The organism is Castellaniella daejeonensis (assembly GCF_039523555.1).
Taxonomy (GTDB): domain Bacteria; phylum Pseudomonadota; class Gammaproteobacteria; order Burkholderiales; family Burkholderiaceae_B; genus Castellaniella; species Castellaniella daejeonensis.
This window is the reverse complement of record NZ_BAAAFN010000008.1, coordinates 181,325-204,603: the sequence shown is the minus strand read 5'-3', so window position 1 is coordinate 204,603 and position 23,279 is coordinate 181,325. Positions and strand designations below refer to the sequence as shown.

18 protein-coding genes are annotated in these 23,279 nt (G+C 66.9%); 6 read left to right on the top strand and 12 right to left on the bottom strand.

Annotated features, from left to right (window positions below; genetic code table 11):
• Positions 1-2 precede the first annotated feature (2 nt).
• Genes ABD022_RS05790 through hrpA form a run of 6 tightly spaced genes read right to left on the bottom strand, consistent with a single transcriptional unit; the run spans position 3 to position 11,160 of the window.
• Positions 3-1,124, bottom strand: a complete 1,122-nt coding sequence (locus ABD022_RS05790) for a glycosyltransferase (protein WP_343820416.1) — start codon at positions 1,122-1,124, stop codon at positions 3-5.
• A gap of 4 nt (positions 1,125-1,128) precedes the next feature.
• Positions 1,129-1,884, bottom strand: a complete 756-nt coding sequence (locus tag ABD022_RS05785; protein ID WP_343820415.1) for a glycosyltransferase family 2 protein — start codon at positions 1,882-1,884, stop codon at positions 1,129-1,131.
• The gene (locus tag ABD022_RS05780; RefSeq protein ID WP_325124029.1) at positions 1,881-2,723 is read right to left on the bottom strand and encodes a polysaccharide deacetylase family protein; all 843 of its coding nucleotides are present in this window, start codon (positions 2,721-2,723) and stop codon (positions 1,881-1,883) included. Before ABD022_RS05780 ends, ABD022_RS05785 begins: the two co-directional genes overlap by 4 nt.
• Positions 2,720-3,817: a glycosyltransferase family 4 protein gene (locus ABD022_RS05775; RefSeq protein ID WP_325124028.1), complete on the bottom strand. Its 1,098-nt coding sequence runs from the start codon at positions 3,815-3,817 to the stop codon at positions 2,720-2,722. Before ABD022_RS05775 ends, ABD022_RS05780 begins: the two co-directional genes overlap by 4 nt.
• Positions 3,814-7,293 (bottom strand): DNA polymerase III subunit alpha, encoded by a 3,480-nt coding sequence (gene dnaE / locus ABD022_RS05770; protein ID WP_343820413.1) that lies wholly within the window; start codon positions 7,291-7,293, stop codon positions 3,814-3,816. Before dnaE ends, ABD022_RS05775 begins: the two co-directional genes overlap by 4 nt.
• A 27-nt stretch (positions 7,294-7,320) precedes the next feature.
• The gene (gene hrpA / locus ABD022_RS05765; protein ID WP_343820412.1) at positions 7,321-11,160 is read right to left on the bottom strand and encodes an ATP-dependent RNA helicase HrpA; all 3,840 of its coding nucleotides are present in this window, start codon (positions 11,158-11,160) and stop codon (positions 7,321-7,323) included.
• Between the two features lie 150 nt (positions 11,161-11,310).
• On the opposite strand from hrpA, the gene argA reads away from it, so the two are divergent.
• From argA to ABD022_RS05745, 4 genes are all read left to right on the top strand, one after another.
• Complete coding sequence (gene argA / locus ABD022_RS05760) at positions 11,311-12,666, top strand: amino-acid N-acetyltransferase (RefSeq protein ID WP_325124025.1); 1,356 nt, start codon at positions 11,311-11,313, stop codon at positions 12,664-12,666.
• Positions 12,663-13,760, top strand: coding sequence for a dTDP-glucose 4,6-dehydratase (rfbB, locus tag ABD022_RS05755; protein WP_325124024.1), 1,098 nt, complete (start codon positions 12,663-12,665; stop codon positions 13,758-13,760). Before argA ends, rfbB begins: the two co-directional genes overlap by 4 nt.
• Positions 13,757-14,680: a dTDP-4-dehydrorhamnose reductase gene (rfbD, locus tag ABD022_RS05750; protein WP_325124023.1), complete on the top strand. Its 924-nt coding sequence runs from the start codon at positions 13,757-13,759 to the stop codon at positions 14,678-14,680. The genes rfbB and rfbD overlap by 4 nt, the downstream gene beginning before the upstream one ends.
• 65 nt (positions 14,681-14,745) lie before the next feature.
• Positions 14,746-15,018 carry an oxidative damage protection protein gene (locus ABD022_RS05745; protein ID WP_325124022.1) on the top strand — a complete coding sequence of 91 codons (273 nt, stop codon included), beginning with the start codon at positions 14,746-14,748 and terminating at the stop codon, positions 15,016-15,018.
• A gap of 12 nt (positions 15,019-15,030) precedes the next feature.
• On the opposite strand, the gene phoU is transcribed toward ABD022_RS05745, so the two are convergent.
• Entirely contained in the window at positions 15,031-15,777 is a 747-nt protein-coding gene (gene phoU, locus ABD022_RS05740; RefSeq protein WP_325124021.1) for a phosphate signaling complex protein PhoU, read from the bottom strand.
• 156 nt (positions 15,778-15,933) lie between these two features.
• Positions 15,934-16,614 carry a ribose-5-phosphate isomerase RpiA gene (rpiA, locus tag ABD022_RS05735; RefSeq protein ID WP_325124020.1) on the bottom strand — a complete coding sequence of 227 codons (681 nt, stop codon included), beginning with the start codon at positions 16,612-16,614 and terminating at the stop codon, positions 15,934-15,936.
• Between the two features lie 189 nt (positions 16,615-16,803).
• Between rpiA and ABD022_RS05730 the strand changes: the two genes are divergently transcribed.
• Positions 16,804-17,613: an EcsC family protein gene (locus tag ABD022_RS05730; protein WP_325124019.1), complete on the top strand. Its 810-nt coding sequence runs from the start codon at positions 16,804-16,806 to the stop codon at positions 17,611-17,613.
• 127 nt (positions 17,614-17,740) lie between these two features.
• On the top strand, positions 17,741-19,216 hold the full coding sequence (locus tag ABD022_RS05725) for an inorganic phosphate transporter (RefSeq protein ID WP_325124018.1): 1,476 nt from the start codon (positions 17,741-17,743) through the stop codon (positions 19,214-19,216).
• 73 nt (positions 19,217-19,289) lie between these two features.
• Here ABD022_RS05725 and ABD022_RS05720 read toward each other — a convergent pair whose 3' ends face one another.
• From ABD022_RS05720 to ABD022_RS05705, 4 genes are read right to left on the bottom strand one after another with little or no spacing between them, the layout of a single operon-like run.
• Positions 19,290-20,096: an ABC transporter permease subunit gene (locus ABD022_RS05720; protein WP_414647394.1), complete on the bottom strand. Its 807-nt coding sequence runs from the start codon at positions 20,094-20,096 to the stop codon at positions 19,290-19,292.
• Positions 20,093-20,998, bottom strand: a complete 906-nt coding sequence (locus ABD022_RS05715) for an ABC transporter permease subunit (protein WP_325124017.1) — start codon at positions 20,996-20,998, stop codon at positions 20,093-20,095. The genes ABD022_RS05720 and ABD022_RS05715 overlap by 4 nt, the downstream gene beginning before the upstream one ends.
• A gap of 45 nt (positions 20,999-21,043) precedes the next feature.
• Positions 21,044-22,168: an ABC transporter ATP-binding protein gene (locus ABD022_RS05710; protein WP_343820432.1), complete on the bottom strand. Its 1,125-nt coding sequence runs from the start codon at positions 22,166-22,168 to the stop codon at positions 21,044-21,046.
• A 5-nt stretch (positions 22,169-22,173) separates the two neighbouring features.
• The gene (locus ABD022_RS05705) at positions 22,174-23,271 is read right to left on the bottom strand and encodes a polyamine ABC transporter substrate-binding protein (RefSeq protein ID WP_325124016.1); all 1,098 of its coding nucleotides are present in this window, start codon (positions 23,269-23,271) and stop codon (positions 22,174-22,176) included.
• Positions 23,272-23,279 lie beyond the last annotated feature (8 nt).

Genomic DNA, 23,279 nt, shown 5'->3' with positions numbered 1-23,279 from the left:
GATTATATCGGCTGGCCCCGCGCGCAGACCCGCCGGTAGAACGCCAGTGTCTTCTCCGCGAAGACCGGCATGGAAAAGCAATCCAGCGCGCGGGCCCGGGCCGCTGCCGGCATGTCGGCCGACAGGGGATTCATCAACCGGTCCCGCAGCCACGATTCGGCTGCATCCACATTGCCGGCGGGAAGGATCCAGCCGTCGATGCCGTGGCGCACCAGCTCGGGAAGGCCGCCGGCATCCGACACCAGCGTCGGCAAGCCCATTGCCAGGGATTCGCAGGCCGCGTAAGAACCGGCCTCCTGGAACGACACCACGAAACCGACGTCGCTGGCCGCCAGGACGCGGCGGGGGTCGGCCACCAGGCCGGGAAATACGGTCCAGGGCGCCATGCCCAGCGCTTCGACTTCCTGACGCAGGGTGCCCCTGGGTGGGTCGCCCGCCACCAGCAGGCGGAACCTGTCGCGGTCCGACTGAGGCAAGCGCGCCAGCGCCTGCACGAGCGTCATCCAGCCCTTGGCCCGGTCCGTTCCGCCCACGCTGCCCAGCACCAGCGTTCCCACCGGGATTTCACCCAGCAGCTCCATCCGCGCCTGCCTGGATTCATCGGGCACGGCCGGCCGGAAGTGATCCGTGTCCACCCCCAGGCGGACGGTATGGACCGGGAGCCCCCGATAATGGGAGTCACGCAGCAGGCCGCTCACGTGATCGCATACCCCGATCGCCCCATCCGTGCCGAGACAGGCCCGCAGCCAGTGGCCGAAGCCCCGCACCGGCATGGTGTTGTGCTTGGTCCAGACGATGCGCGGCGGGCGGCGCAACCCCAGGCGAGCCAGCATGGCCTGGCGATGGTCGGCCGATCCGTTCACGTGGACCAGGTCGTAGGCGCCTTCGCGCAGCAGGCGACGCAAGCGGATGACTTCGGCCAGCATCGGCCCCGGACGCGTGCTGAATGAAGCATCCACGCAGCGCACGCCGGGGATCCGGCTCGCTTGGGCGAACAGGCGGCTGGTGCTCGGAGTCGTCACAGTGACTTGGTGTTCGCCCTGGAAGGAACGGGCCAGATTGGCGACGTACGTCGCATGACCACCGCCATTTCGCGGATGGAAATTGGTGTAGAGAATCCTCATGCCCTCAGGAATGCCGGGATTGACGCCCCAGCCAATACAGTTTCACGTAACGATAAAAGCTGCCCGTGGCCGCCATCCCGGCCAGCACCAGGCCTTGCCAGCCATCCAGGAAACCGCGCCGCAGGACGTAGTGGCGGATGAAGGTCCAGGCGCCATGGCCGAACGGCCCCAGCGCCGTAGTCCGGCGCCCCCGCTCGAAGGCGCCGTACGCGGCCTCGGTGGAATAGCGGTTGATCTTGTCGACGAACACTTCCAGGCTGGCATAAGGGTAGTGCAGGAAATGCCCGGACAGTGTGGCCGTGCGCCCCTGGACCTGGACCCGTTCATGCACGGCCGCATCGGTGAAGCGCCCCGCCCCGCGGCGGAACAGGCGCACCACGTAATCCGGCCACCAGCCGCTGTGGCGGATCCAGCGACCGCAGAAATTCGACAGCCGGGCAATGCGGTAGGCATCCGCGCCAGGAGATTCGACGGCCTGCCGGATCGCCCGCGCCAGCTCGGGGGTCACCCGCTCATCGGCATCGATGGACAGCACCCAGTCGCCGGTCGCCAGGTCCAGGACACGGTTCTTCTGCCGGCCGAAGCCAGGCCAGTCCGGCGAGACTTCCACCCGCGCTCCCCGCGCCCGGGCGATCGAGCAGGTCTCGTCCGTGCTGCCGGAATCCAGCACCACGATCTCGTCCGCGAAGGCCACGGAATCGAGGCATTCGCCGATGTGCGCGGCCTCGTTTTTGGTGATGATGATGACCGAAAGCTTCATCCTGCGTAGCGCTGGCCGCGCTTCCATCGTTTCCAGGCGTTGAAGACCGGCCCGAACAGCGGATGAGCCGCCACGCGGATGCGCCGGCCGACGGAGGCGCCCGAGGTATTGCGCACGGCGAAACGGAAGATCGAGGCCGGGTCCGATCCGGGCCGGTTGCGGCCGAAGGCACGCGTCGTATACAGATGACGGAAACCGGCCGCCAGGGCGATGCGGACATAATCGTCATCGAAATACCCCTGCGGCCAGCACAGGTGGTCGGAGACCTCGCCCAGGTGCCGTGCCAGGCAGGCGCGCGACTGGGCCAGCTCGTCGGCCATGCGGGCGTTCTTGTCGCCGTCCTGCTTGTCCCAGCGAGTATGGGTATGCGTATGGCTATGGAATTCGCACACTCCGCCGGCCCGCATCCGCTCGACTTCCGACCAGCGCAGGGCAATGCTGGCGGCATTCCCGGCCGCGACACGGCGCATGCATTCGGCATGGTCGGGCGTTTCCGGCAACGATGCCTCGGCCTCGCCCGCGCAGGCCCGCGCAGGGCCGTCCCCGATCCAGGACGTGACCAGGAAAATCACCGCATGGAAACCATATTCGCGCAGCAGCGGCCAGGCGTGCACGTAGTTGTCCAGATAGCCGTCGTCAAAGGTGATCAGCACGGAGCGCGAGGGCACGGGGGCCCCCGCCAGATGCGCGGCGAACTCATCGCACGTCAGGCTGCGATAGCCGTGGTCCCGCAACCAGGCCAACTGGTCGCGGAAATGCTCCGGCGTGACATTGATGTCCCCGCCCGCGGGCGTGACGTGATGGTACATCAGCACGGGGACCGTGCGGCTGCGGTTCATGTGGCGCGCTCCTTCAACCATTGCCCGTAGCATTGTTCCGTACGCCGCACCAGCCCGTCCAGGGTGAAGCGATCGCCTTCGCGCACCGCCCTCATTCCCGCCCGGCCCATCGCTCGGCGCCGTTCCGGATCTTCGATCAGCGCCGTGAGCGCCGCCGTCAGTGCAGCCGCATCGTGCAGGGGCACGAGCAGGCCGGTCTCTCCGTCCTGCAGCATTTCCGATACGCCGCCCACGTCGGTGCCGATCACCGGCAGGCCGGCGGCTGCGGCCTCGACAAAAACCGTGCCGGAGGCTTCCTGTTCGGTTGCCAAGGCAAACAGGTCGAAACCCGCCAGCACATTGGGAATGTCGGACCGGCGCCCCGTGAACAGGATTTTGTCGCTCAACCCGAGCGTGCGCACGTAGGCCTGCAGGTTTTCCAATGTGGGAGAGCCGTCGCCCACCAGGACCAGGAAAACGTCCGGGCGCTTCAGCAGGCCGGCCATGGCATCGATCAAGGCCCGGTGCCCTTTCTTTTCCCGCATCACGGACACGCAGCCGACCACGATGGCGTCCGCAGGCAGGCCGAGTTCGGCGCGCAGGGTGGAGTGTGCTACAGGGTCGGGCAACGGAATCGGGGAATAGACCGTGGCCACGCGTTCCGGTGCGGCGCCGCGTTCCAGCAGCAGGCGGCGGACGTGTTCGCTGACCGTCGTCACGCAATGCGGCACCCCCGTGTAGGACACCAGCGAGCCGGGCCTGACGGCCAGGTGTCTCGTGCGCACGATCAGCGGCGTGCCCGCCAGACGCGCGGCCACCCCCGCCAGCATCGTATCGCGCCGGCTGTGCGTGTTCAGCACGTCGAAGCGGCCCTCTTTCAGGATGCGGCGCAGCCGGACCACGCCGCGCGCGTAGTTGCGCGGGCCGTCCATCAGCATCGTGTGCACGGTGAAGCCTTCGTCGGCCAGGCGCTGCGCGAGCCGCGCATGCGGCTGGCAAACGGCCTCCAGGTGATGGCCATGCTCGCGCATGGCGCACATTTCCTTGAAGATGCGGTTTTCCTGGCCACCAAAGCCGGTCGCCGCTTCGGAATGCAGGATGCGCAGCGGCTTCATCCGTAGTTGATCTCCACATTGTCATGGGACAGCCACTGCCGCGCATCCGCGATCAGGGCCTCGTCCATGCGAACGCGCCAGTCCTCGCCCAGTCGCAGCAGGCAGGAAAAGCGCGGGCCGCGCAGGCGCAATTCCACCGGCACGCCCGATTCGGCCGAACGCCAGGGCGCCAGCAGGTCTTCCAGGCGGCCGGGATCCAGTTCATCCGTCACGGACAAGCGCAGGCTGCGGGCGCGACTTTCGCGAATGCGCTGCAGATCGTACAGATCGTCGGCCGAGACGCGCAGGCCGCCCGAATAATCATCATGGCTGACGCGCCCCAGAATCACCAGGGGGCGGTCTTCCTTCAGGCTCTGGCGGTGCTGCTCGTACAGCTCGTTGAAGATCGCGACCTCGATCTGGGCGCTGCCGTCGTCCAGCAGGGCATACAGCATCTTGCCGCGCCGGGTCATGCGCACGCGCACTTCGGCGAGGACGCCCGCCAGCCACTGCTGGCCGCGCGATGGCGCCAATCGTGCCAGCGGCGTGGGCGCGACGCGGCGGATCTCGTCGCGCCATGCATCGAACAGATGGCCGCTGAAATAAAAGCCCAGAGCGGTCTTTTCTTCCGTCAGATGGGTTTCCAGGTCCCAGGGTGGGACGCGCGCCACCTCGTCGGCCACCAGCGCGTCGGTATCGTCATCGAACAGCGAGACCTGGTTGACATTGCGCTCGGCCTGCTCGGCGGCTTCGATGGCGCTGCCCAGGGCTTCGAGCAAGGCCGCGCGGTTGGGTTCCAGCGAATCGAAGGCCCCGGCCCGGATCAGGGCTTCTATGGTGCGCCGGTTGACGGCGTGGCGGTCCACCCGCGCGCAGAAGTCGAACAGTCCAGTGAAAGGACCGCCAGCCTCGCGGGCTGCAACAATGGCTTCGACGGCCGACTGGCCGGTGCCCTTGACCCCGCCCAGCCCATAGCGGATCGTGCGCGGAGGACGGCCCTGGGCCGTGTGCTCGTCGGCCACGGGCGCGAAGCGATAGCCGGATGCGTTGACGTCGGGCGGCAGCACGGCCACGCCATTTTCCAGCGCGTCGCGCCAGAAGACCTGGATCTTGTCCGTGTCGTCCATGTCCGACAGCATGGTCGCGGCCAGGAATTCCGCCGGATGGTAGACCTTGAGCCAGGCGGTCTGGTAGGAAATCAGGGCATAGGCGGCCGAGTGGCTCTTGTTGAAACCATAGCCCGCGAACTTTTCCATCAGGTCGAACAGATGGGCGGCAAGTTCCGGGTCGTAGCCCTTCTTGGCGGCGCCTTCCTGGAAGATGACCCGGTGCTTGGCCATTTCCTCGGGCTTTTTCTTGCCCATCGCGCGGCGCAGCAGGTCGGCGCCGCCCAGGGAATAGCCGCCGATGATCTGCGAGATCAGCATCACCTGTTCCTGGTAGACGATGACGCCATAGGTGCTCTTGAGCACGGGTTCCAGGTCGGGATGGAAATAGTCGACCTCGGCGCGGCCGTGCTTGCGGTTGACGAAATCGACCACCATGCCGGATTCCAGCGGCCCGGGGCGGAACAGCGCCAGCAGGGCGACCACGTCTTCGAAGGTGTTGGGCCGCATGCTTTTCAGCAGCTCTTTCATGCCGCGCGATTCGAGCTGGAACACCGCCGTGGTGTTGGCCGCCGACAGCAGGTCGTAGGTGGCCTGGTCGTCCAGCGGCAGGCTCATCAGGTCGAAGTCGCGCTTGTCCGGATTGAACTCGCGCACGTAGCGCACCGCCCAATCCAGGATGGTCAGGTTGCGCAGGCCCAGGAAGTCGAACTTGACCAGGCCGGCGGCCTCGACGTCGTCCTTGTCGAACTGGGACACGACGCTGGATTCGCTGCCCGGCTGGCAGTACAGGGGACAGAAATCCGTCAGCTTGCCCGGCGCGATCAGCACCCCGCCGGCATGCATGCCGATATTGCGCGTCAGGCCTTCCAGGGGCCGGGCCAGATCGATCAGGGCGCGGATTTCTTCATCCGTGTCGTACAGTTCGCGGAAGGCAGGCTCGTGTTCCAGCGTGCGGTCCAGCGACCAGGGATCGGCCGGATTGAAGGGGATCATCTTCGAGAGCCGGTCGCAGACGCTGTAGGGCATCTCCAGGACGCGGCCGACGTCGCGCACCACGGCCTTGGCGCCCAGGGTGCCGAAAGTGGCGATCTGGCTGACGGCGTCGCGGCCGTACTTTTCCTTGACGTACTCGATGACCCGCTCGCGGTTGTCCTGGCAGAAATCCACGTCGAAGTCGGGCATCGACACGCGTTCGGGATTCAGGAACCGTTCGAACAGCAGGTCGTAGCGCAGGGGATCCAGGTCGGTGATGCCCAGGCTGAAGGCCACCAGCGAGCCCGCGCCCGACCCCCGCCCCGGCCCGACCGGCACACCGTGGCTCTTGCCCCAGTTGATGAAGTCCTGCACGATCAGGAAATAGCCCGGGAAGCCCATGCTGATGATGGTCCGGCATTCCAGGTCCAGGCGTTCCTGATAGGCGGGCATGCGGCGGGCGCGCTCGTCGGCATCGGGGTACAGCTGGGCCATGCGGCGGACCAGGCCCTCGTTGGCCAGCTGCACCAGGTAGTCGTCCAGGGATACGCCGTCGGGCGTGGGAAACAGCGGCAGCTGCGGCTGGCCCAGGGTCAGGGTCAGGTTGCAGCGGCGGGCGATCTGCACCGCGTTCTCCAGGGCCGAAGGCACGTCCGCGAAACGGCGCGCCATGTCGGCGCTGTCGGGCATGTACTGCTCTGGGGTGAAGCGCCTGACGCGGCGCGGATTGCCCAGCAGTTCGCCTTCGGCGATGCAGACGCGGGCCTCGTGGGCACGGAAGTCGGACGGCGCGATGAACTGGATCGGGTGAGTGGCCACCACGGGCAGGCCGCAATCCCCCGCCAGGCGCAGCGCCGACTGGACATAGGCTTCGTCCCCGTCGAAACCGGCACGCTGCAATTCGATGAAGTAGCTATCCGGGAAATCGGCGGCCCACTGGCGCGCGAGGCGGCGCGCCTCTTCTTCGCGACCCGCCTCGAGGGCTTGGCCGACGTCGCCCCCGCGCGCGCCCGACAGGACGATCAGGCCGTTCTTGCCCGAAAGCCACTCACGGCGCATTTCCGCCCTGCCCCGCTGGCTGTTTTCCGTCCATGCGCGCGCCAACAGTTCGCACAGGTCCAGATAGGCGGCATGGCAGGAAGCCAGCAGCAGAATGCGGAAGGGTTTGTCCTCGTCGGCCGGATTATGGAGCCAGACATCGCAGCCGGCGATGGGCTTGATGCCGGCCTTGCGGGCCGCCTTGTAGAACTTGATCCAGCCGAACAGATTCGCCAGATCGCTGATCGCCATGGCCGGCTGGCCGAATTCCCGCGCCCGATCGATCAGGTCGGGAATGCGCGCGATGCCGTCCACCACGGAGAACTCCGAGTGGCTGCGCAAGTGGACGAACAGGGGCGTGTCGGGGGACGTAGTCATAAAGGGATTGTATCGAGTGTCCGGGCGCTACCGCGGCATGGCGGCCCAGGCCTTTTCCAGGCGCTTGACCGAGACGGGAAAGGGGGTGCGCAAGGTCTGCGCATAGAGCGCCACGCGCAGTTCCTCCAGTTGCCAGCGGAAAGCGTCGAGCCGGGCATCCGGGGCGCCCTTGAGGGCGGCCCGCGCGCGCTGCCACGGTGCAGTCAGCCGGGCGATGTCGGCCATCGCGGCGGCGTCGCGCGCGGGATCCGCGCGCAGTTTGTCGATGCGCAGCTGTGCCGCCTTCAGGTAGCGCGGCAGATGCCCGAGCTGCTCGGGCGGCGTATCGCGCACGAAGGACGGTCCGACCAGGGCGTCGAGCTGCTGGCGGATATCCTGCTGTGCCTGCGGCCAGGGCCGGGCCTGAGGCAGCTTCTTGATCAGGGCGGCGCGTTCGGCCAGGATGGCACCGGCCAGGCGCGCCAGTTCCTGGGCCAGCAGGCCCAGGCGCGCGCGGCCTTCCTCGCAGCGGCGCTCGAACGCCTGCGCGCTGTCGGGCCAGGGCTCCATCAGGCAGGACTGGTCCAGCGCCGCATCGATCAGCTGGTCGCGCAATTCCTGCTGCGTGCCCAGGTCCATGTAAAGCATGCCCATGCGGGTCAGATCCGGCAGGTTTTTCTCCAGGTAGCGGACCTGCTCTCTCAGGGCCAGCCGGAACAGCCGCCGCAGGCCGACCGCATGCACGCGCCGGGCTTCGTGGGGATCGTCGAAGACGTCCAGGTCGCAGGATTCGCCGCGATCGCGCAACGCCGGATAACCGATCAGGGACCGGCCGCCGCGCTGGATTTCCAGCAGTTCCGGCAGGTCGCCGAAGGTCCAGGCAGTGAGGCCTTCGTGGTTCAGCACCTGGGACGCCTGCTGGTCGCGCGACGCCAGCTGCTGGAAGGACGCCTGGGCCTGGCGGCCGTGCTCGGCACGCAGCTGGTCCAGGCTGCGGCCGCCGGACAGCATGCGGCCGTGCTCGTCCACCACCTTGAAATTCATGAACAGATGGGGAGGCAGGGTCTCCAGCTTGAAATCCACGGCTTGCACGCGTACCCGGCATTGCTCCCAGATGTCCTGGGACAGGGCATCCAGCAGGCCCATGCCGGGATCGGCGGCACGCTCGAACCAGCGCTCATGGAAGCCGGCCGCGTAGTCGGGCAAGGGCACGCAGTGGCGGCGCAGTTTTTGCGGCAGGGATTTCAGCAGCAGGTGGACTTTTTCCTTGAGCATGCCGGGCACCAGCCATTCGCAGCGCGCTGCGTCGAGCTGGTTGAGCGCGAACAGCGGTACGGTCAGCGTCATGCCGTCGCGCGGCGAGCCGGGCTCGAAATGGTAGTCCACCGCCAGCTCGGTTCCGGCCCAGGCCAGGCGGCGCGGGAAGACTTCGGTCGTGACGCCGGCGGCGTCATGGCGCATGAGCTCGTCGCGGCTCAGGTTCAACCGGTTCGCTTCTTCCCGGCCCAGACCTTTGTACCAGGCTTCCAGCGTGGCCGTCTGGCATACGTCGGCCGGAATCTGGCGGTCGTAGAAAGCATGGATCAACGCGTCGTCGACCAGGATGTCCGGGCGGCGGCTCTGGTGCTCCAGCCGCTCGATGGAAGCGATCAGCCGCCGGTTGTGGGCGATGAAGGGCAGCTTGCTGTCGATGTCCCCCGGCACCAGGGCGTCGCGGATGAAGATCTCGCGAGCGGCCGCGGGGTCGATGCGGCCATAGTGCACGCGGCGCCCGGTGTACACCGGCAGGCCATGCACCGTGCCGCGCTCGTTGGCGACGACCTGGCCGGCCTTCTTTTCCCAGCGTGGATCGGACCAGGCGCGCTTGAGCAGGTGCGCCCCGGCCCGCTCGACCCAGGTCGGCTCGATCTGGGCCACGCAGCGGGCATACAGGCGGGTAGTCTCCACCAGCTCGGCCGCCAGGATCCAGCGGCCGGCCTTCTTCTGCAGGGGCGAGCCCGGATGGATGGCGAAGCGGATGCCATGCGCGCCCTGGTACAGGCCGCCGTCCTCGGATTTCATGCCGATGTTGCCCAGCAGCCCGGCCAGCAGGGCCATGTGGATCTGTTCGCGCGTGGCGGGCGTCTGGTTCAGCCGCCAGCCCTGTTCGCGTGCCAGGGTCAGCAACTGCGTATGCGTGTCGTGCCATTCGCGCAGCCGGATGGGCGACAGGAATTTCGCACGGATCTGCTCCACCAGTTTCCGCTGGGAGGCCTTGTGCTCGACCTGCTCGCCGTACCATTGCCAGAGTTTCAGCCAGGCGAGGAATTCCGACTGCTTGTCGTTGAACTGGGCGTGGGCGTTGTCGGCGGCCTCGCGCGCCTGCATCGGGCGGTCGCGCGGATCCTGTACGGACAGCGCGGCGGCGATGACGAGGATTTCTGCCAGGCATTGCTGTTCGTGCGCGGCGAAGACCATGCGCGCGATGCGCGGATCGACGGGCAGGCGCGCCAGGGCGCGGCCCACCGGGGTGAGGCGGTTGTGCTCATCGAGCGCACCCAGTTCCTGCAGCAACTGGTAGCCGTCGGCGATGGCGCGGCCCGTGGGCGGCTCGACGAAGGGAAAGGCCTCGATGTCGTCCAGCCGCAGCGACTTCATCCGCAGGATGACGGACGCGAGGGAAGAGCGCAGGATTTCCGGATCCGTGAAGGCCGGCCTCTGCCTGAAGTCGTCTTCGGAATAAAGACGGATGCACACGCCCGGCCCCAGGCGGCCGCAACGGCCCGCGCGCTGGTTGGCCGAAGCCTGGCTGATGGGCTCGATGCGCAGCTGCTCGACCTTGCTGCGCCAGGAATAACGCTTGATGCGTGCCAGGCCGCTGTCCACGACATAGCGGATGCCCGGCACCGTGAGCGAGGTCTCGGCCACATTGGTGGCCAGCACGATGCGCCGTGCGTTGCCGCGCGGATGGAATATCTGCTCCTGTTCGGCGCGCGACAGCCGTGCATACAGCGGCAGCACCAGGGCGCCTGCCGGGTGCCGCTTGCGCAGGGCCTCGGCGCATTCGCGGATTTCCCGCTCGCCGGGCAGAAAGACCAGCACGTCGCCGGAGCCATGGCGGGCGCACTCATCCACGCCGTCCACCACGGCATCCACCAGGTCGCGCTCCTCGTCGCCCTGCCCCGGCCTGCGCCCCGCCGCATCCTCATCCCCATCCTGCCGCACGGGGCGGTAGCGCAGTTCCACCGGAAACAGGCGGCCCGAGACCTGGATCACCGGGGCCGGCCGATCCTGGGTGCCGAAGTGCCGGGCGAAGCGGTCCGCGTCGATGGTGGCCGAGGTGATGATCAGCTTCAGGTCCTTGCGGCGCGCAAGCAGGCGCTTCAGGAAGCCGAGCAGGAAATCGATGTTCAGGCTGCGCTCGTGCGCCTCGTCGATGATCAGGGTGTCGTAGCGGCGCAGCAGCGGATCGCGCTGGGTTTCGGCCAGCAGGATGCCGTCGGTCATCAGCTTGATGGCGGTGGCCGGACCGGCGCGCTCGGAGAAGCGGATCTGGTAGCCCACCCAATCGCCGATTTCCGTGCGCAGTTCCTCGGCCACGCGCTGTGCGACGGACGTCGCGGCCAGGCGGCGCGGCTGGGTATGGCCGATCATGCCCTCGCGCCCGCGCCCCAGTTCCAGGCAGATCTTGGGCAGCTGGGTGGTCTTGCCCGAGCCGGTCTCGCCACAGACGATGACCACGGGATGCTCGGCGATGGCTCGCGCGATCTCCTGGCGGCAGGCGCTGACGGGCAGGTTTTCCGGATAGTGGATGGGCGGCAGGGGACGGTCGCCGGCGCCGGCGGGCGGGCGTGGCTGCGCGGTCCGGGCGGGGGCCCGGCGGGTCGGCTGCGATGGATTTTCTGGCAAGACGTCGGATTCCACGGGGGGATGAAGCGTGCTGTTCTTCCCCCGCCACAGAATGCTGTCGGGAAAAGAGCAATCGCTCATTATAATTTCGCTATCGCCAGAATCCGACGTTCTTCCACCTCGATACTGCCTCCGAGTCCGCCATCCGCCATGAGTTCCGCCGAAACCGACACCTATTCCGCCCAGGATGCTCCTGAATTCGCTCCCGCGCAGTTCGTGCGGTGGTTCCGCGAAGTCGCGCCCTACGTGCACGATTTCCGCGGCAAGACCTTCGTGGTGGCCTTCGGCGGCGAGCTGATCGAGGACGGTGGCCTGGAAGACCTGGTGGCCGATCTGTCGCTGCTGTCCGCACTGGGCATCAAGCTGGTGCTGGTGCATGGATCCCGTCCCCAGGTCAACGAGCAGCTGCGCCTGAAAGGCCATGCCACCCAATTCGGCCGGGGCACCGAGCCCACCAGCCCCGAGGCCCTCGAATGCGCCAAGGAAGCCGCCGGCGAGATCCGCCTGGACATCGAGGCCGCCTTCAGCCAGGGACTGCCCAACACCCCCATGTCGCATGCCAAGATCCGGGTGATCTCCGGCAATTTCGTCACCGCGCGGCCGGTCGGCGTCATCGACGGCGTGGACTACCGGCGCGCCGGCACGGTGCGCAAGCTCGACATCGAGGCGATGCGCAACGTGATCAGCCAGGGAGCCATCGTGCTGCTCTCGCCGCTGGGTTTTTCGCCCACCGGCGAAGCCTTCAACCTGGCCATGGAAGACCTGGCGACCAATGCTGCCGTGGCACTGCGCGCCGAAAAGCTGATCTTCCTGACGCAGAACCGCACCGTCACCGAGACCGACGGCTCGGTCGACACGGAACTGGCCCGCAAGGATGCCGACGAGCTGCTCGCCCAGGGCATCCTCGACGAAGACACGTCCGCATTCCTGCGCCACGCATCGCTGGCGGTGAAGCGCGGCGTGGCACGTGCCCACCTGGTGCCCTACACCATGGACGGCAGCATCCTGCTGGAAATCTTCACCCACGACGGGGTGGGCACCATGGTGGTCGAAGACACGCTGGAAGACCTGCGGCCGGCCGTGGCCGACGACGTGGGCGCCATTGTCCAGCTGATCGAACCCCTGGAAGCCGACGGCACCCTGGTGCCACGCGGCCGCGCCGTGATCGAACGCGACGTGGAGAAATTCACGGTGCTGGAACACGACGGCGTGATCTATGGCTGCGTGGCCCTGATTCCCTACCTGGAAGACGGCATGGCCGAGATGGCCTGCCTGATCGTTCACCCCGAATGGCAGGGCACGGGCGATGGCGAAAAGCTGCTGCGCCACGCCGAGACCAGCGCTCGGGCACTGGGCGCCCGGCGCCTGTTCGTGCTGACCACGCGCACTTCGCACTGGTTCCTGAAGCGCGGCTTCGTGCAGGGCGGCGTTTCCGATCTGCCCCACGAGAAACGCGCCCACTACAATCATTCCCGCAACAGCATGGTATTCATCAAGAGGCTATGAAAATCCTCGTCACCGGCGGTGCCGGCTTCATCGGGTCGGCCCTGATCCGGCATATCATCGGCCATACGGATCACTCGGTCGCCAATGTCGACAAGCTGACCTATGCGGGAAACCTGGAATCCCTGGAGTCCGTCGCGCACGACCCGCGCTACGCCTTCGAACACCTGGATATCTGCGACGCGCGGGGCCTGGCGGATGCATTCGCGCGCCACCGGCCGGATGCCGTGATGCACCTGGCTGCGGAATCCCACGTGGACAGGTCCATCGACGGCCCTGCCGCCTTCGTCCAGACCAACCTGGTCGGCACCTATGCGCTGCTCGAAACCGCCCGGGCCTACTGGAACGGATTGGACGGCACCGCACGCGCCGCCTTCCGCTTCCACCATATCTCCACCGACGAAGTCTACGGCGACCTGGCCGGCACCGGAAACCTGTTTACCGAGACCACGCCCTACGCCCCCAGTTCGCCCTATTCCGCCACCAAGGCGGGATCGGATCACCTGGTGCGGGCCTGGCACCGCACCTATGGCCTGCCGGTGCTGGTGACCAACTGCTCCAACAACTACGGCCCCTACCACTTCCCGGAAAAGCTGATCCCGCTGATCATCCTGAACGCCCTGGAAGGCAAGCCCCTGCCAGTCTACGGTCAAGGCCTGCAGGTCCGCGACTGGCTCTATGTCGAGGATCACGCCCGCGCCCTGCTGCGCGTGGTCGAGTCGGGCGTACCCGGGGAAACCTACAACATCGGCGGCCACAACGAACAGCGCAATATCGATGTGGTGCGCGCCCTTTGCGAACTGCTCGAGGAGCTGGCTCCCGAGCACCCCGCCGGCGTGGCGCGCTATGCCGACCTGATCACCTACGTGGCGGACCGTCCGGGACACGACATGCGCTACGCCATCGACGCCGGCAAGATCGAACGCGAACTGGGCTGGGCACCCCGGGAAACCTTCGCCTCCGGCTTGCGCAAGACCGTGCAATGGTATCTGGAGCACCGCGACTGGTGCCGCCGCGTGCAGGACGGCAGCTACCAGCGCCAGCGCCTGGGCCTCGGAGACCCGGTCACCACCCCCGCAGAGGGCCCGGCCGCATGAACGCGCCGGGCTGCCGGACCGATGCGCCGTTGCGCATCCTGGTCACCGGCGCCGACGGCCAGTTGGGACGTTCGCTGCGCGCCCTGGCCCGGCAGCGCCCCGGCGAGGCGCGCTACGAATTCCTGAGCCGGCCGCAACTGGACATCACGCAGCCCGATGCCGTGGCCGCCTGGCTGGATGCGCATCCGGCCGATCGCCTGATCAATGCGGCAGCCTACACGGCAGTGGACCGGGCTGCCGCCGAACGGGATCCGGCCCACGCCATCAACGCGGCCGCCCCGGGGGTGCTGGCACGTGCCTGCGCGGCGCGCGGCATCCGGCTGCTGCATGTATCCACCGACTACGTCTTCGATGGGCGGCTGGGCCGCCCCTACCGGGAAGAAGACGCCACCGCCCCCCTCAACGCCTACGGGCGCGACAAGCTCGAGGGTGAACAGGCAGTCCTGGCCGCCGCCCCCCAGGCCCTCGTCGTGCGCACGGGCTGGGTCTTCAGCGCCTGGGGGCACAACTTCGTGCGCACCATGGTGCGCCTGGGCGGGCAGCACGAAACCCTGCGCGTGATCGACGACCAGATCGGCGGCCCCACCTGGGCCGGCCACCTGGCCCAGGTCCTGCATGCCCTGGCCCTGAGGCCTGCCGGCGACACGCCGGGCGGCGTGTATCACTTTGGCGGTCACCCCTGGATCAGCTGGCACGGCTTCGCCCGGGAAATCCTTGCACGGGCCCATGCCCTGGGCCTGATCGCGCGGCTGCCCAGCGTGGAGGCGATCGCATCGGCCGAATGGCCCTCGCCCGAACCGCGCCCTGCCAACGGCCGGCTGGATTGCACCCGGCTGGAAACCTTGCTCGGGCCGCTGGCACGCGATTGGCGCATCGGACTGGACCAGGTCCTGAAGGCCTGGAAAACGGCAGGCGCCTGAAGCGGCGGCCACCGGCTCGGGGCTACAATGCCGGCTTTCCCACAGCAACGCACGAGGCGACCGAGATGGCACGCATGATCCAATGCCGCAAACTCAAGCGCGAGGCCCAGGGCCTGGACTATCCCCCGTATCCGGGAGAACTGGGCGTGCGCATCTGGCGCGAGATTTCCAAGGACGCCTGGGCCAAATGGCTGGATATCCAGACGCGCCTGGTCAATGAAAACCACCTGAGCCTGGCCGACCCGGAAGCGCGCAAATTCCTGGCGGGCCGGATGCAGGCATTCCTGTTCGACGACCAGGACGTCGAGGCCCAGGGCTACGTGCCGCCCGAGGCCTGAGTTCGCCCGGGGTCACCGGTCGCGCGTTGTCCCGGCCGGCTGCTCGCCGCGCGGCTCGGGCGGTTCGCCGCGTGCCAGGCGCTCGGTGTTGGTGACACCCGTGTGCCGCACGTCATCGCCGCGCACCATGTAGATCACCCGTTCGGCCATGTTCTTCGCATGATCGCCAATGCGCTCCAGTGCGCGGGCGATGAAGATCAGGTCGATGGAGCGCGAAATCGTACGCGGATCCTCGATCATGTAGGTGATGATGTGGCGCAGGGAGGCTTTCCATACCTTGTCCACGTCCTTGTCGTTGCGCACCACCTGGGCCGCGGCGACGGGATCTTCCCGCGCAAAGGCATCCAGCGCCGCCCGGATCATGCTGGCCACCGAATCGGCCATGTGGCGCAGTTCCACCACCGGCTCGTAGGATGAATCGGACTCGTGCAGGCGCCGGGCGACCTTGGCGATCTTTTCGGCTTCGTCGCCGCAGCGTTCCATGTCGGTCAGCATCTTCGAGATCGACAGCAGCAGACGCAAATCGCCGGCCGTGGGCTGGTTGCGGGCGATCAGCTGGCTGATGCGCTCGTCGATGTCGACCTCGAACTGATTGACCTGCCGCTCGTGCTCGCGAACTCGGTCCACCAGGTGCAGCTCACCCCGGGAGAGGGCCTGCATGCCGTCCAGCACCATGGATTCGACCAGCCCGCCCATCTGCAGAAACATCGACCGCGTCGTTTCGAGCTCGCTGTGAAATTGCTTGTTGGTGTGTTCCAATCCGGGACCTCTGTCTGCCTGTGCCTGGTGTGCCACCCAGACGCGTTCAACGATCGAAAAGCGTACCATTGCGCCAGGGGCTTGGGAATGAACCCCCAGCATAGCAGCGCCATGTGACGAAAACATGACCGCCGCGGGGCAGCCATGCCGCGTGGATCAGTCGAGCAGTTCCAGCCGGGACACGCCTTGCTGCCCCGCGACGAGCGCCACCTGGGCCCCGGAGATGGCGAACAGCCCGCAGCAGACCACGCCCGGGATGTTGTTCAGCATGGCCTCGAATTCGGCGGGATCGTCGTAGCGCAGGCCGGACACGTCCAGGATCTGATTGCCGTTGTCCGTGACGAAGCCTTCGCGCAGCCGCGGCTGCCCGCCCAATTGGCGAACCTGGCGGGCAACGGCCTCGCGCGCCAGGGGGATCACCTCGATCGGCAGCGGAAAGGCGCCCAGGCGCTCGACCAGCTTGGATTCGTCGACGATGCAGACGAAGCGGTCAGCCACGGAAGCCACGATCTTCTCGCGCGTGAGGGCGCCGCCGCCGCCCTTGATCATGTTCATCTGGTGGTCGATCTCGTCGGCGCCATCGACGTACAGCGCCAGCGCAGCCACCTCGTTCAGGTCCAGGACCTGGATGCCCGCCGCTTCCAGGCGGCGCGTGCTGCGTTCCGAACTGGACACAGCCGCGCGGAAAGCCTGCCGATGGGCCGCCAGCAGATCGATGAAGCGGTCCACCGTGGAACCCGTCCCCACCCCCAAGATGCTGTCGGGCTGCAGCTGGGGCAGCACATGGTCGAGCGCGGCCTGGGCCGCCTGTTGCTTGAGTTCGTCCTGGGTGAGCATGAGGATATCCGTCGGGGTCTGGAAGGCCGTATTGTAATGGGCCCTGCCCTGCACGGCGGCCTGCACGGGCATCCCGGATGCAGGCAATCCGGAATTGCGCCATGATGATGCCGCAGCGGCATGCGCCCGCCAGCGCCCGCGGCCGGCCGCGCTTCGATCCCGGCCCGCATCCGACCCAGGAGCCTCCGCTTGAACCCGATTCCATTGTCCCCTGCCGACCTCCAGGCCTTGCGCCAGGCCCGCGACCTGCTGGAAAACCCGGGCCTGGCTGCGCGCATGACGAATCTGATCGGCGCCCCCGTCGAAAAATTCCTGGACCGGCTGCCCGAAGGCTGGAGCGCCCAGATCGGCCAGGTCACCCGCCTGGCCTTGAGCAAGGCCGCCGACGCCGCCCTGTTCACCCTGGGCGACAAGCCCGGCGGACGCAGCTCGGACCGCTGGCACAAGATCGGCGCGGCCGCCACCGGCGGCGTGGGCGGTTTTTTCGGCCTGGCCGGACTGGCGGTGGAACTGCCGATCTCCACCACGATCATGATGCGCTCGATTGCCGACATCGCCCGCAGCGAAGGCGAATCCCTGGCAGATCCGCATACCCGACTTGCCTGCCTGGAGGTCTTCGCCCTGGGAGGCCGCAGCAGGGCCGACGATGGTGCGGAAAGCGGCTATTACGTCGTGCGCGCCGCGCTTGCGCGCGCCGTCAGCCAGGCCGCCGAATACGCCGCCGGCCAGGTAGCCGTCGAAAAGGCAGCGCCACCCGCGCTGATGCGCCTGATCACGATGGTGGCGGAACGCTTCGGCCTCCAGATCACGGAAAAGGCCGCCGCCCAGGCGGTCCCGGCCATCGGCGCAGCCGGCGGCGCCCTGATCAACACCCTGTTCATCGACCACTTCCAGGACATGGCCCGGGGTCATTTCATCATCCGCCGGCTGGAACGGCGCTACGGAGAAGACGCCGTGCGGCTGGCATACGAAGGACTGGGCCAGCGGCGCGAAGACTGATTTCCGCAGGAAACCGGCCATTCGGCCGACCGGGGCCGGCCCGAAGGCGGCATCCTCACGGAAGGGATATTCAAACTTTCCTTCTCAAATTTGCAATAATGCCGAGTCTTCCGAACGCACCCCCATCATGTTCGACCTATTCTCCGGCTTGCCCCTCGCGGTCGGGCTCAGCCTCGTACTGGCCCTGGCCCTCGTCCTGGTCTTCGAATTCATCAACGGCTTCCACGACACGGCCAATGCCGTTGCCACGGTCATCTACACCAAGGCCATGCCGCCGCACCTGGCGGTGCTCTTCTCGGGCATCTGCAACTTCCTGGGCGTGCTGCTCGGCGGCGTGGGGGTGGCCTACGCCATCGTCCACCTGCTCCCCGTGGAACTGCTGCTCGACCTGGACAGCGGACGCAGTCTGGCCATGGCGTTTTCCATGCTGGTCGCGGCGATCGTCTGGAACCTGGGCACCTGGTATTTCGGCATCCCCGCCTCCAGTTCGCATACGCTGATCGGCGCGATCCTGGGCGTGGGACTGGCCAATGCCCTGCTGACGGACGTGCCCGTGGGTGCCGGCGTCAACTGGGGCAAGGCCATCGACATCGGCCTGTCGCTCGTCATCTCGCCCCTGGCCGGATTCATCGTTGCCGCCGCATTGCTGCTGGGGTTCAAGAAAGCGTTCGCCGGCTCGAAGATGCACAAGACGCCCGAGCAGCGCCGCGCCATCGACAACAAGAAACACCCCCCCTTCTGGAACCGGCTGGTGCTGGTACTGTCGGCAATGTGCGTGAGCTTCGTGCACGGATCCAACGACGGTCAGAAAGGCATCGGCCTGATCATGCTGGTGCTCATCAGCATCGTGCCGGCCAAGTATGTCCTGGACCCGGCCAGCACGCCCTACCAGGTCCAGCGCACCGTCGACGCCGTCGCTCACCTGAGCGATTTCTACCAGCGCAAGGCAGATACGCTGGGCGACTTCCTGGCGCTCCAGCGCCCGCCCAGTCTCGATCCGCTCCAGACGTCCCACTGCAACCCGCAGGATACGCTGGGCACCATCCAGGCAGTGCGAGGCACGCTGAGCGGCGTGCACACCTATGACGACCTGCCGCCTGAAACGCGCGTGCGGGTGCGGCGCTACCTGCTCTGCCTGGACGACACCGCGCGCAAGGTGGCCGGCATGGACTCGCTGTCCCTCGGCGAGAAAACCGATTTGCGGCGCCTGCGCGGCGACCTGACCGCCACCACGGAATACGCGCCGCTATGGGTGATCGTCGCCGTCGCGCTGGCCCTGGGCGCCGGCACCATGCTGGGCTGGCGCCGCGTGGTGCTGACCGTGGGCGAGAAAATCGGCCGGCAGGGCATGACGTACGCCCAAGGCATGGCCGCCCAGATCACCGCCGTCGCCGCCATCGGCGTGGCCAATGTCTTCAGCCTGCCCGTTTCGACCACCCAGGTGCTGTCCTCGGGCGTGGCCGGCACCATGGTGGCCAACCGCAGCGGCCTGCACAACGGCACCGTGCGCATCATTCTGCTGGCCTGGCTGCTGACCTTCCCGGCCAGCATGCTGCTGTCGGCGGGGCTGTTTTCCCTGGCGGTGCTGGTGCTGGGCATGTAGGCGCGCGGCCCGGACGCGGACAAGCGCGCCAGGCTCGCGGCGGGACCCACCTGCAGGCGGATGGGCCGGGCTCCTAGCCCTGCCGCCTGGTCGCCTGGATCTGCATGCGGTTGACCGCGACGACGACCACGCCCACGGCCACCATGAACAAAGTCGCCAGGGCATTGATTTCGGGCTTCAGACCCAGGCGCACGCGGGAGAAGACTTCCAGCGGCAGGGTCGTGTATCCCGGGCCGGACAGGAAGGACGCCACCACCACGTCATCCAGCGACAGGGTGAAGGAAAGCAGCCATGCGGCCAGCAGGGCAGGCGCAATCAGCGGCAGCGTGATCTGGAAGAACACCCGCAGGGGCGAGGCGCCCAGATCCAGGGCGGCTTCTTCCAGCGAGCGGTCCAGGTCGCGCACGCGCGACTGGATGATGACGGCGACATAGGCGGTGCACAGGGTGACATGGCCCACCCAGATGGTGAACATGCCGTTGCCATCCGGCCAGCCGAAAAGCTTGGACATTTCCACGAACATCAGCAGCAGCGAAATGCCCAGCACGACCTCGGGCATGACCAGCGGGGCGCTCAGCATGCCGATGTACAGGCCGAAGCCCCGGAACCGCCCCATGCGTGCCAGGACATAGCCGGCCCAGGTGCCGATGGCCACCGCCGCGGTGGCGGTCAGGGTGGCGATCAGCAGCGAGAGCTTCGCCGCGGACAACAGCGCGTCGTCCTGGAACAGCTCGGCATACCAACGCAACGAAAAGCCGGACCAGGAGGTCATCAGGGTGGAGTCGTTGAACGAGAACACCATCAGGCAGGCGATGGGCACGTACAGGAAGCCGTAGCCGATCACCAGCGTCAGGAAACGGAACCAGCCGCCGCGCATCATCGCCGCCCTCCCAGCTGGCGGGCCTGGTTGTACTGGAAAATGGACAGGGGCACCAGCAGCAACAGGACCATCACGCAGGTGACGGCGGCCGCCATCGGCCAGTCGGCATTGTTGAAGAATTCATTCCACATCACGCGGCCCATCATCAGGGTATTGGCCCCGCCCAGCATCTCGGGGATGACGTATTCCCCCACCGAAGGGATGAACACCAGCATGGCGCCGGCCACCACGCCAGGCATCGACAAGGGCAGCGTGATCCGCAGGAAGGCGCTCCAGGGCCGCGCCCCCAGGTCGTAGGCGGCTTCGAGCAGGCGATGGTCCAGCTTCACCAGATTGGCGTACAGCGGCAGGATGAAGAACGGCAGATAGGCGTAGACCAGTCCGATGTAGACGGCCAGGTCGGTGCGGTAGATTTCCAGCGGCGCATCGATCAGCCCCAGGCCCATCAGCAGATGGTTCAGCAGGCCGTCGTTGCGCAGGATGCCGACCCAGGCGTACACGCGCAGCAGCAGCGAGGTCCAGAACGGCAGGATCACGCCCAGCAGCAGCAGGTTGCGGATCTCCGGCCGTGCGCGGGCGATGTGATAGGCCATGGGATAGCCGATCAGCGCGCAGCAGAGGGTGGTGATCAGGGCCATCTTCACCGAATTCAGGTACACGGCGGCGTACAGGCTGTCGGTGAACAGCAGCACATAGCCGCGCAGGTGCAGGGCCAGCGACAGAGTCTGGTCCTGCAGCGTAGCGATCGGCGTATAGGGCGGGATGCCGAACTGCAGGTCCGAGAAACTGATCTTCAGCACCAGCAGGAACGGGACCAGCAGGAACAGCGCCAGCCAGACGTAGGGCACGCCGATGGCGAACTGCCGCGCACTGGGACGATGACCGGGGATTTTCAGGTGCATCGGAGGCTCCGGATGCTGAATCGATGAATGCGGAAGAACGCGCCGTCAGGACGCCAGCACGGTACCGGCGTCGTGGGACCATGTGACGTAGACTTCCTCGTCCACGCCGGGCGCGTCCGACTGGCTCCAGTCCAGGCTGGGTACGCTGGCCTCGATGGTCTGGCCGGCATCCAGGCGGACCTGATAGCGGGCATAGCTGCCCATCCAGGCCACGTGCGACACCATGCCGTGGCCCCAGTTGGATTCGGTCTCCGGCGCCTGGCGGCCGACGCGGATCTGCTCGGGCCGGATGGAAACGTGGACCTCCATGCCCAGGGGCTCGCTGATGCCGTGACTGACGTACAGCGGACGCGACAGGGCGTCGGTCTCGATCAGCACGTGGTCGGGCTCGTCCACCACGATGGTGCCGGTGAACAGGTTCGTCGACCCGATGAAGCCGGCGACGAAACGGGAACTGGGAAAGGTGTAGACGTCGTGCGGCGTGCCGCACTGGACGATCTGGCCTTCGGTCATGACGGCCAGGCGGCTGGCCATGGTCATGGCCTCTTCCTGGTCGTGGGTGACCATGATGCAGGTGACGCCGACCTGCCCCAGGATCTTGACCAGCTCGATCTGGGTGGCCTGGCGGATCTGCTTGTCCAGGGCCGACATGGGCTCGTCGAGCAGCAGCAGCTTGGGCCGCTTGACCAGGCTGCGCGCCAGGGCCACGCGCTGCTGCTGCCCGCCGGAAAGCTGGTGCGGGCGGCGGCGTGCGTAGCCGGCCATCTGCACCAGGTCCAGGGCCTCGAACACGCGCTCGTGGATCTCGTGGCGCGGCACGCCTTCCTGCTTCAGGCCGAAGGCCACGTTGGCCTCGACCGACATGTGCGGGAAGAGCGCATACGACTGGAACATCATGTTGACCGGCCGCCGGTGCGGCGGCAGGGAAGTGATGTCCTCGTCATCCAGGATGATGCGCCCGGAGGTGGGCTCCTCGAACCCCGCCAGCATGCGCAGCAGGGTCGACTTGCCGCAGCCCGAACTGCCCAGCAGCGCGAAGATCTCGTGCCGCCTCACCGACAGGGAGACGGACTTCACGGCCACGGTGTCGCCGAAGATCTTGACGACGTCCTCCATGCGCACGAAGTCGTCGGCCTCGCCCTGGCGAGGCATGCCGCGCGGATCCTGCATCGCCATCAGCGCCCGGTCTTGAGCTGCGCCCACATCTGCGTCTGCAGGCGCAGGATGTTCAGGGGCTGGGGCTTGATGACGAACAGCGTGCGAGAGACCTCGGGCGAGGGATAGATCATGGGATTGCTGGCGACTTCCTCGACCACGTACTTGCGCGCCTCTTTGTTGGCATTGGGGTAGTACATGGTATTGGTGATCGCCGCATGCACCTGCGGTGTCTCGATGTAGTTGATGAAGGCGTGCGCCTCGTCGACGTGCTCCGCGCTCTTGGGGATGGCCATGGTGTCGAACCAGACCGGCGCCCCGCCGTCGGGAATGTAGTAGTCGATGGCGTAGGATTTCTTGGCTTCTTTCGCACGCGACGCGGCGATCATCACGTCGCCCGAAAAGCCGTAGACCATGCACAGGCCGCCCGAGGCCAGTTCGTCGATGTAGCCCGAGGAGCTGAACTGGCGCACATAGGGCCGGATGGTCTTGAGCAGGGCGAGCGCGGCCTCGTAGTCCTTGGGATCGCTGCTGTTGGGATCCTTGCCCAGGTAGTGCAGCACCGCGGGAAAAACCTGCGCGGCCTCGTCCAGGATGGAAATGCCGCAGGACTGCAGCTTGGCTGCGTTTTCGGGCTTGAACAGCATGTCCCAGGAGTTCAGGGGCGCGTCCTGGCCCATGATCTCGCGCACCTTGGTGACGTTGTAGCCCAGGCCGTTGGTGCCATAGCCCCAGGGGACCAGATACTGGTTGCCCGGATCGACGGTGGCGACCAGGGCCATCAGGTCGGGATCCAGATATTGCCAGTTGGGGATCTTGGAACGGTCCAGCTTCTGGAACAGGCCGCCCTGGATCTGGCGGGCTGCGTAGTGAGTGGAAGGCACGACCACGTCGTACCCCGACTTGCCCGTCAGCAGCTTGGCCTGGAGGGTATCGTTGGTGTCGTAGACGTCGTAGCGGATCTTGATGCCGGTGGTCTTCTCGAAACCGGACAGGGTGTCGGGGGCAGTGTATTCAGCCCAGTTGTAGACGTTGACGACGCGATCCTGGGCGGACGCCGGAACCGCGGCGATCAGCGCGGCGGCGGCCAACAGGGTGTGAACGGTGCCGATTTTCATGGCATGGG

Coding starts and splice junctions, on each gene's coding strand:
- ABD022_RS05775 (WP_325124028.1), bottom strand. CDS start 3,817: ATGAAGCCGCTGCGCATCCTGCATTCCGAAGCGGCGACCGGCTTTGGT.
- rpiA (WP_325124020.1), bottom strand. CDS start 16,614: ATGCTCACCCAGGACGAACTCAAGCAACAGGCGGCCCAGGCCGCGCTC.
- rfbD (WP_325124023.1), top strand. CDS start 13,757: ATGAACGCGCCGGGCTGCCGGACCGATGCGCCGTTGCGCATCCTGGTC.
- argA (WP_325124025.1), top strand. CDS start 11,311: ATGAGTTCCGCCGAAACCGACACCTATTCCGCCCAGGATGCTCCTGAA.
- dnaE (WP_343820413.1), bottom strand. CDS start 7,293: ATGACTACGTCCCCCGACACGCCCCTGTTCGTCCACTTGCGCAGCCAC.
- rfbB (WP_325124024.1), top strand. CDS start 12,663: ATGAAAATCCTCGTCACCGGCGGTGCCGGCTTCATCGGGTCGGCCCTG.
- ABD022_RS05790 (WP_343820416.1), bottom strand. CDS start 1,124: ATGAGGATTCTCTACACCAATTTCCATCCGCGAAATGGCGGTGGTCAT.
- ABD022_RS05725 (WP_325124018.1), top strand. CDS start 17,741: ATGTTCGACCTATTCTCCGGCTTGCCCCTCGCGGTCGGGCTCAGCCTC.
- ABD022_RS05780 (WP_325124029.1), bottom strand. CDS start 2,723: ATGAACCGCAGCCGCACGGTCCCCGTGCTGATGTACCATCACGTCACG.
- ABD022_RS05715 (WP_325124017.1), bottom strand. CDS start 20,998: ATGCACCTGAAAATCCCCGGTCATCGTCCCAGTGCGCGGCAGTTCGCC.
- ABD022_RS05710 (WP_343820432.1), bottom strand. CDS start 22,168: ATGCAGGATCCGCGCGGCATGCCTCGCCAGGGCGAGGCCGACGACTTC.
- ABD022_RS05745 (WP_325124022.1), top strand. CDS start 14,746: ATGGCACGCATGATCCAATGCCGCAAACTCAAGCGCGAGGCCCAGGGC.
- ABD022_RS05785 (WP_343820415.1), bottom strand. CDS start 1,884: ATGAAGCTTTCGGTCATCATCATCACCAAAAACGAGGCCGCGCACATC.
- ABD022_RS05720 (WP_414647394.1), bottom strand. CDS start 20,096: ATGATGCGCGGCGGCTGGTTCCGTTTCCTGACGCTGGTGATCGGCTAC.
- ABD022_RS05705 (WP_325124016.1), bottom strand. CDS start 23,271: ATGAAAATCGGCACCGTTCACACCCTGTTGGCCGCCGCCGCGCTGATC.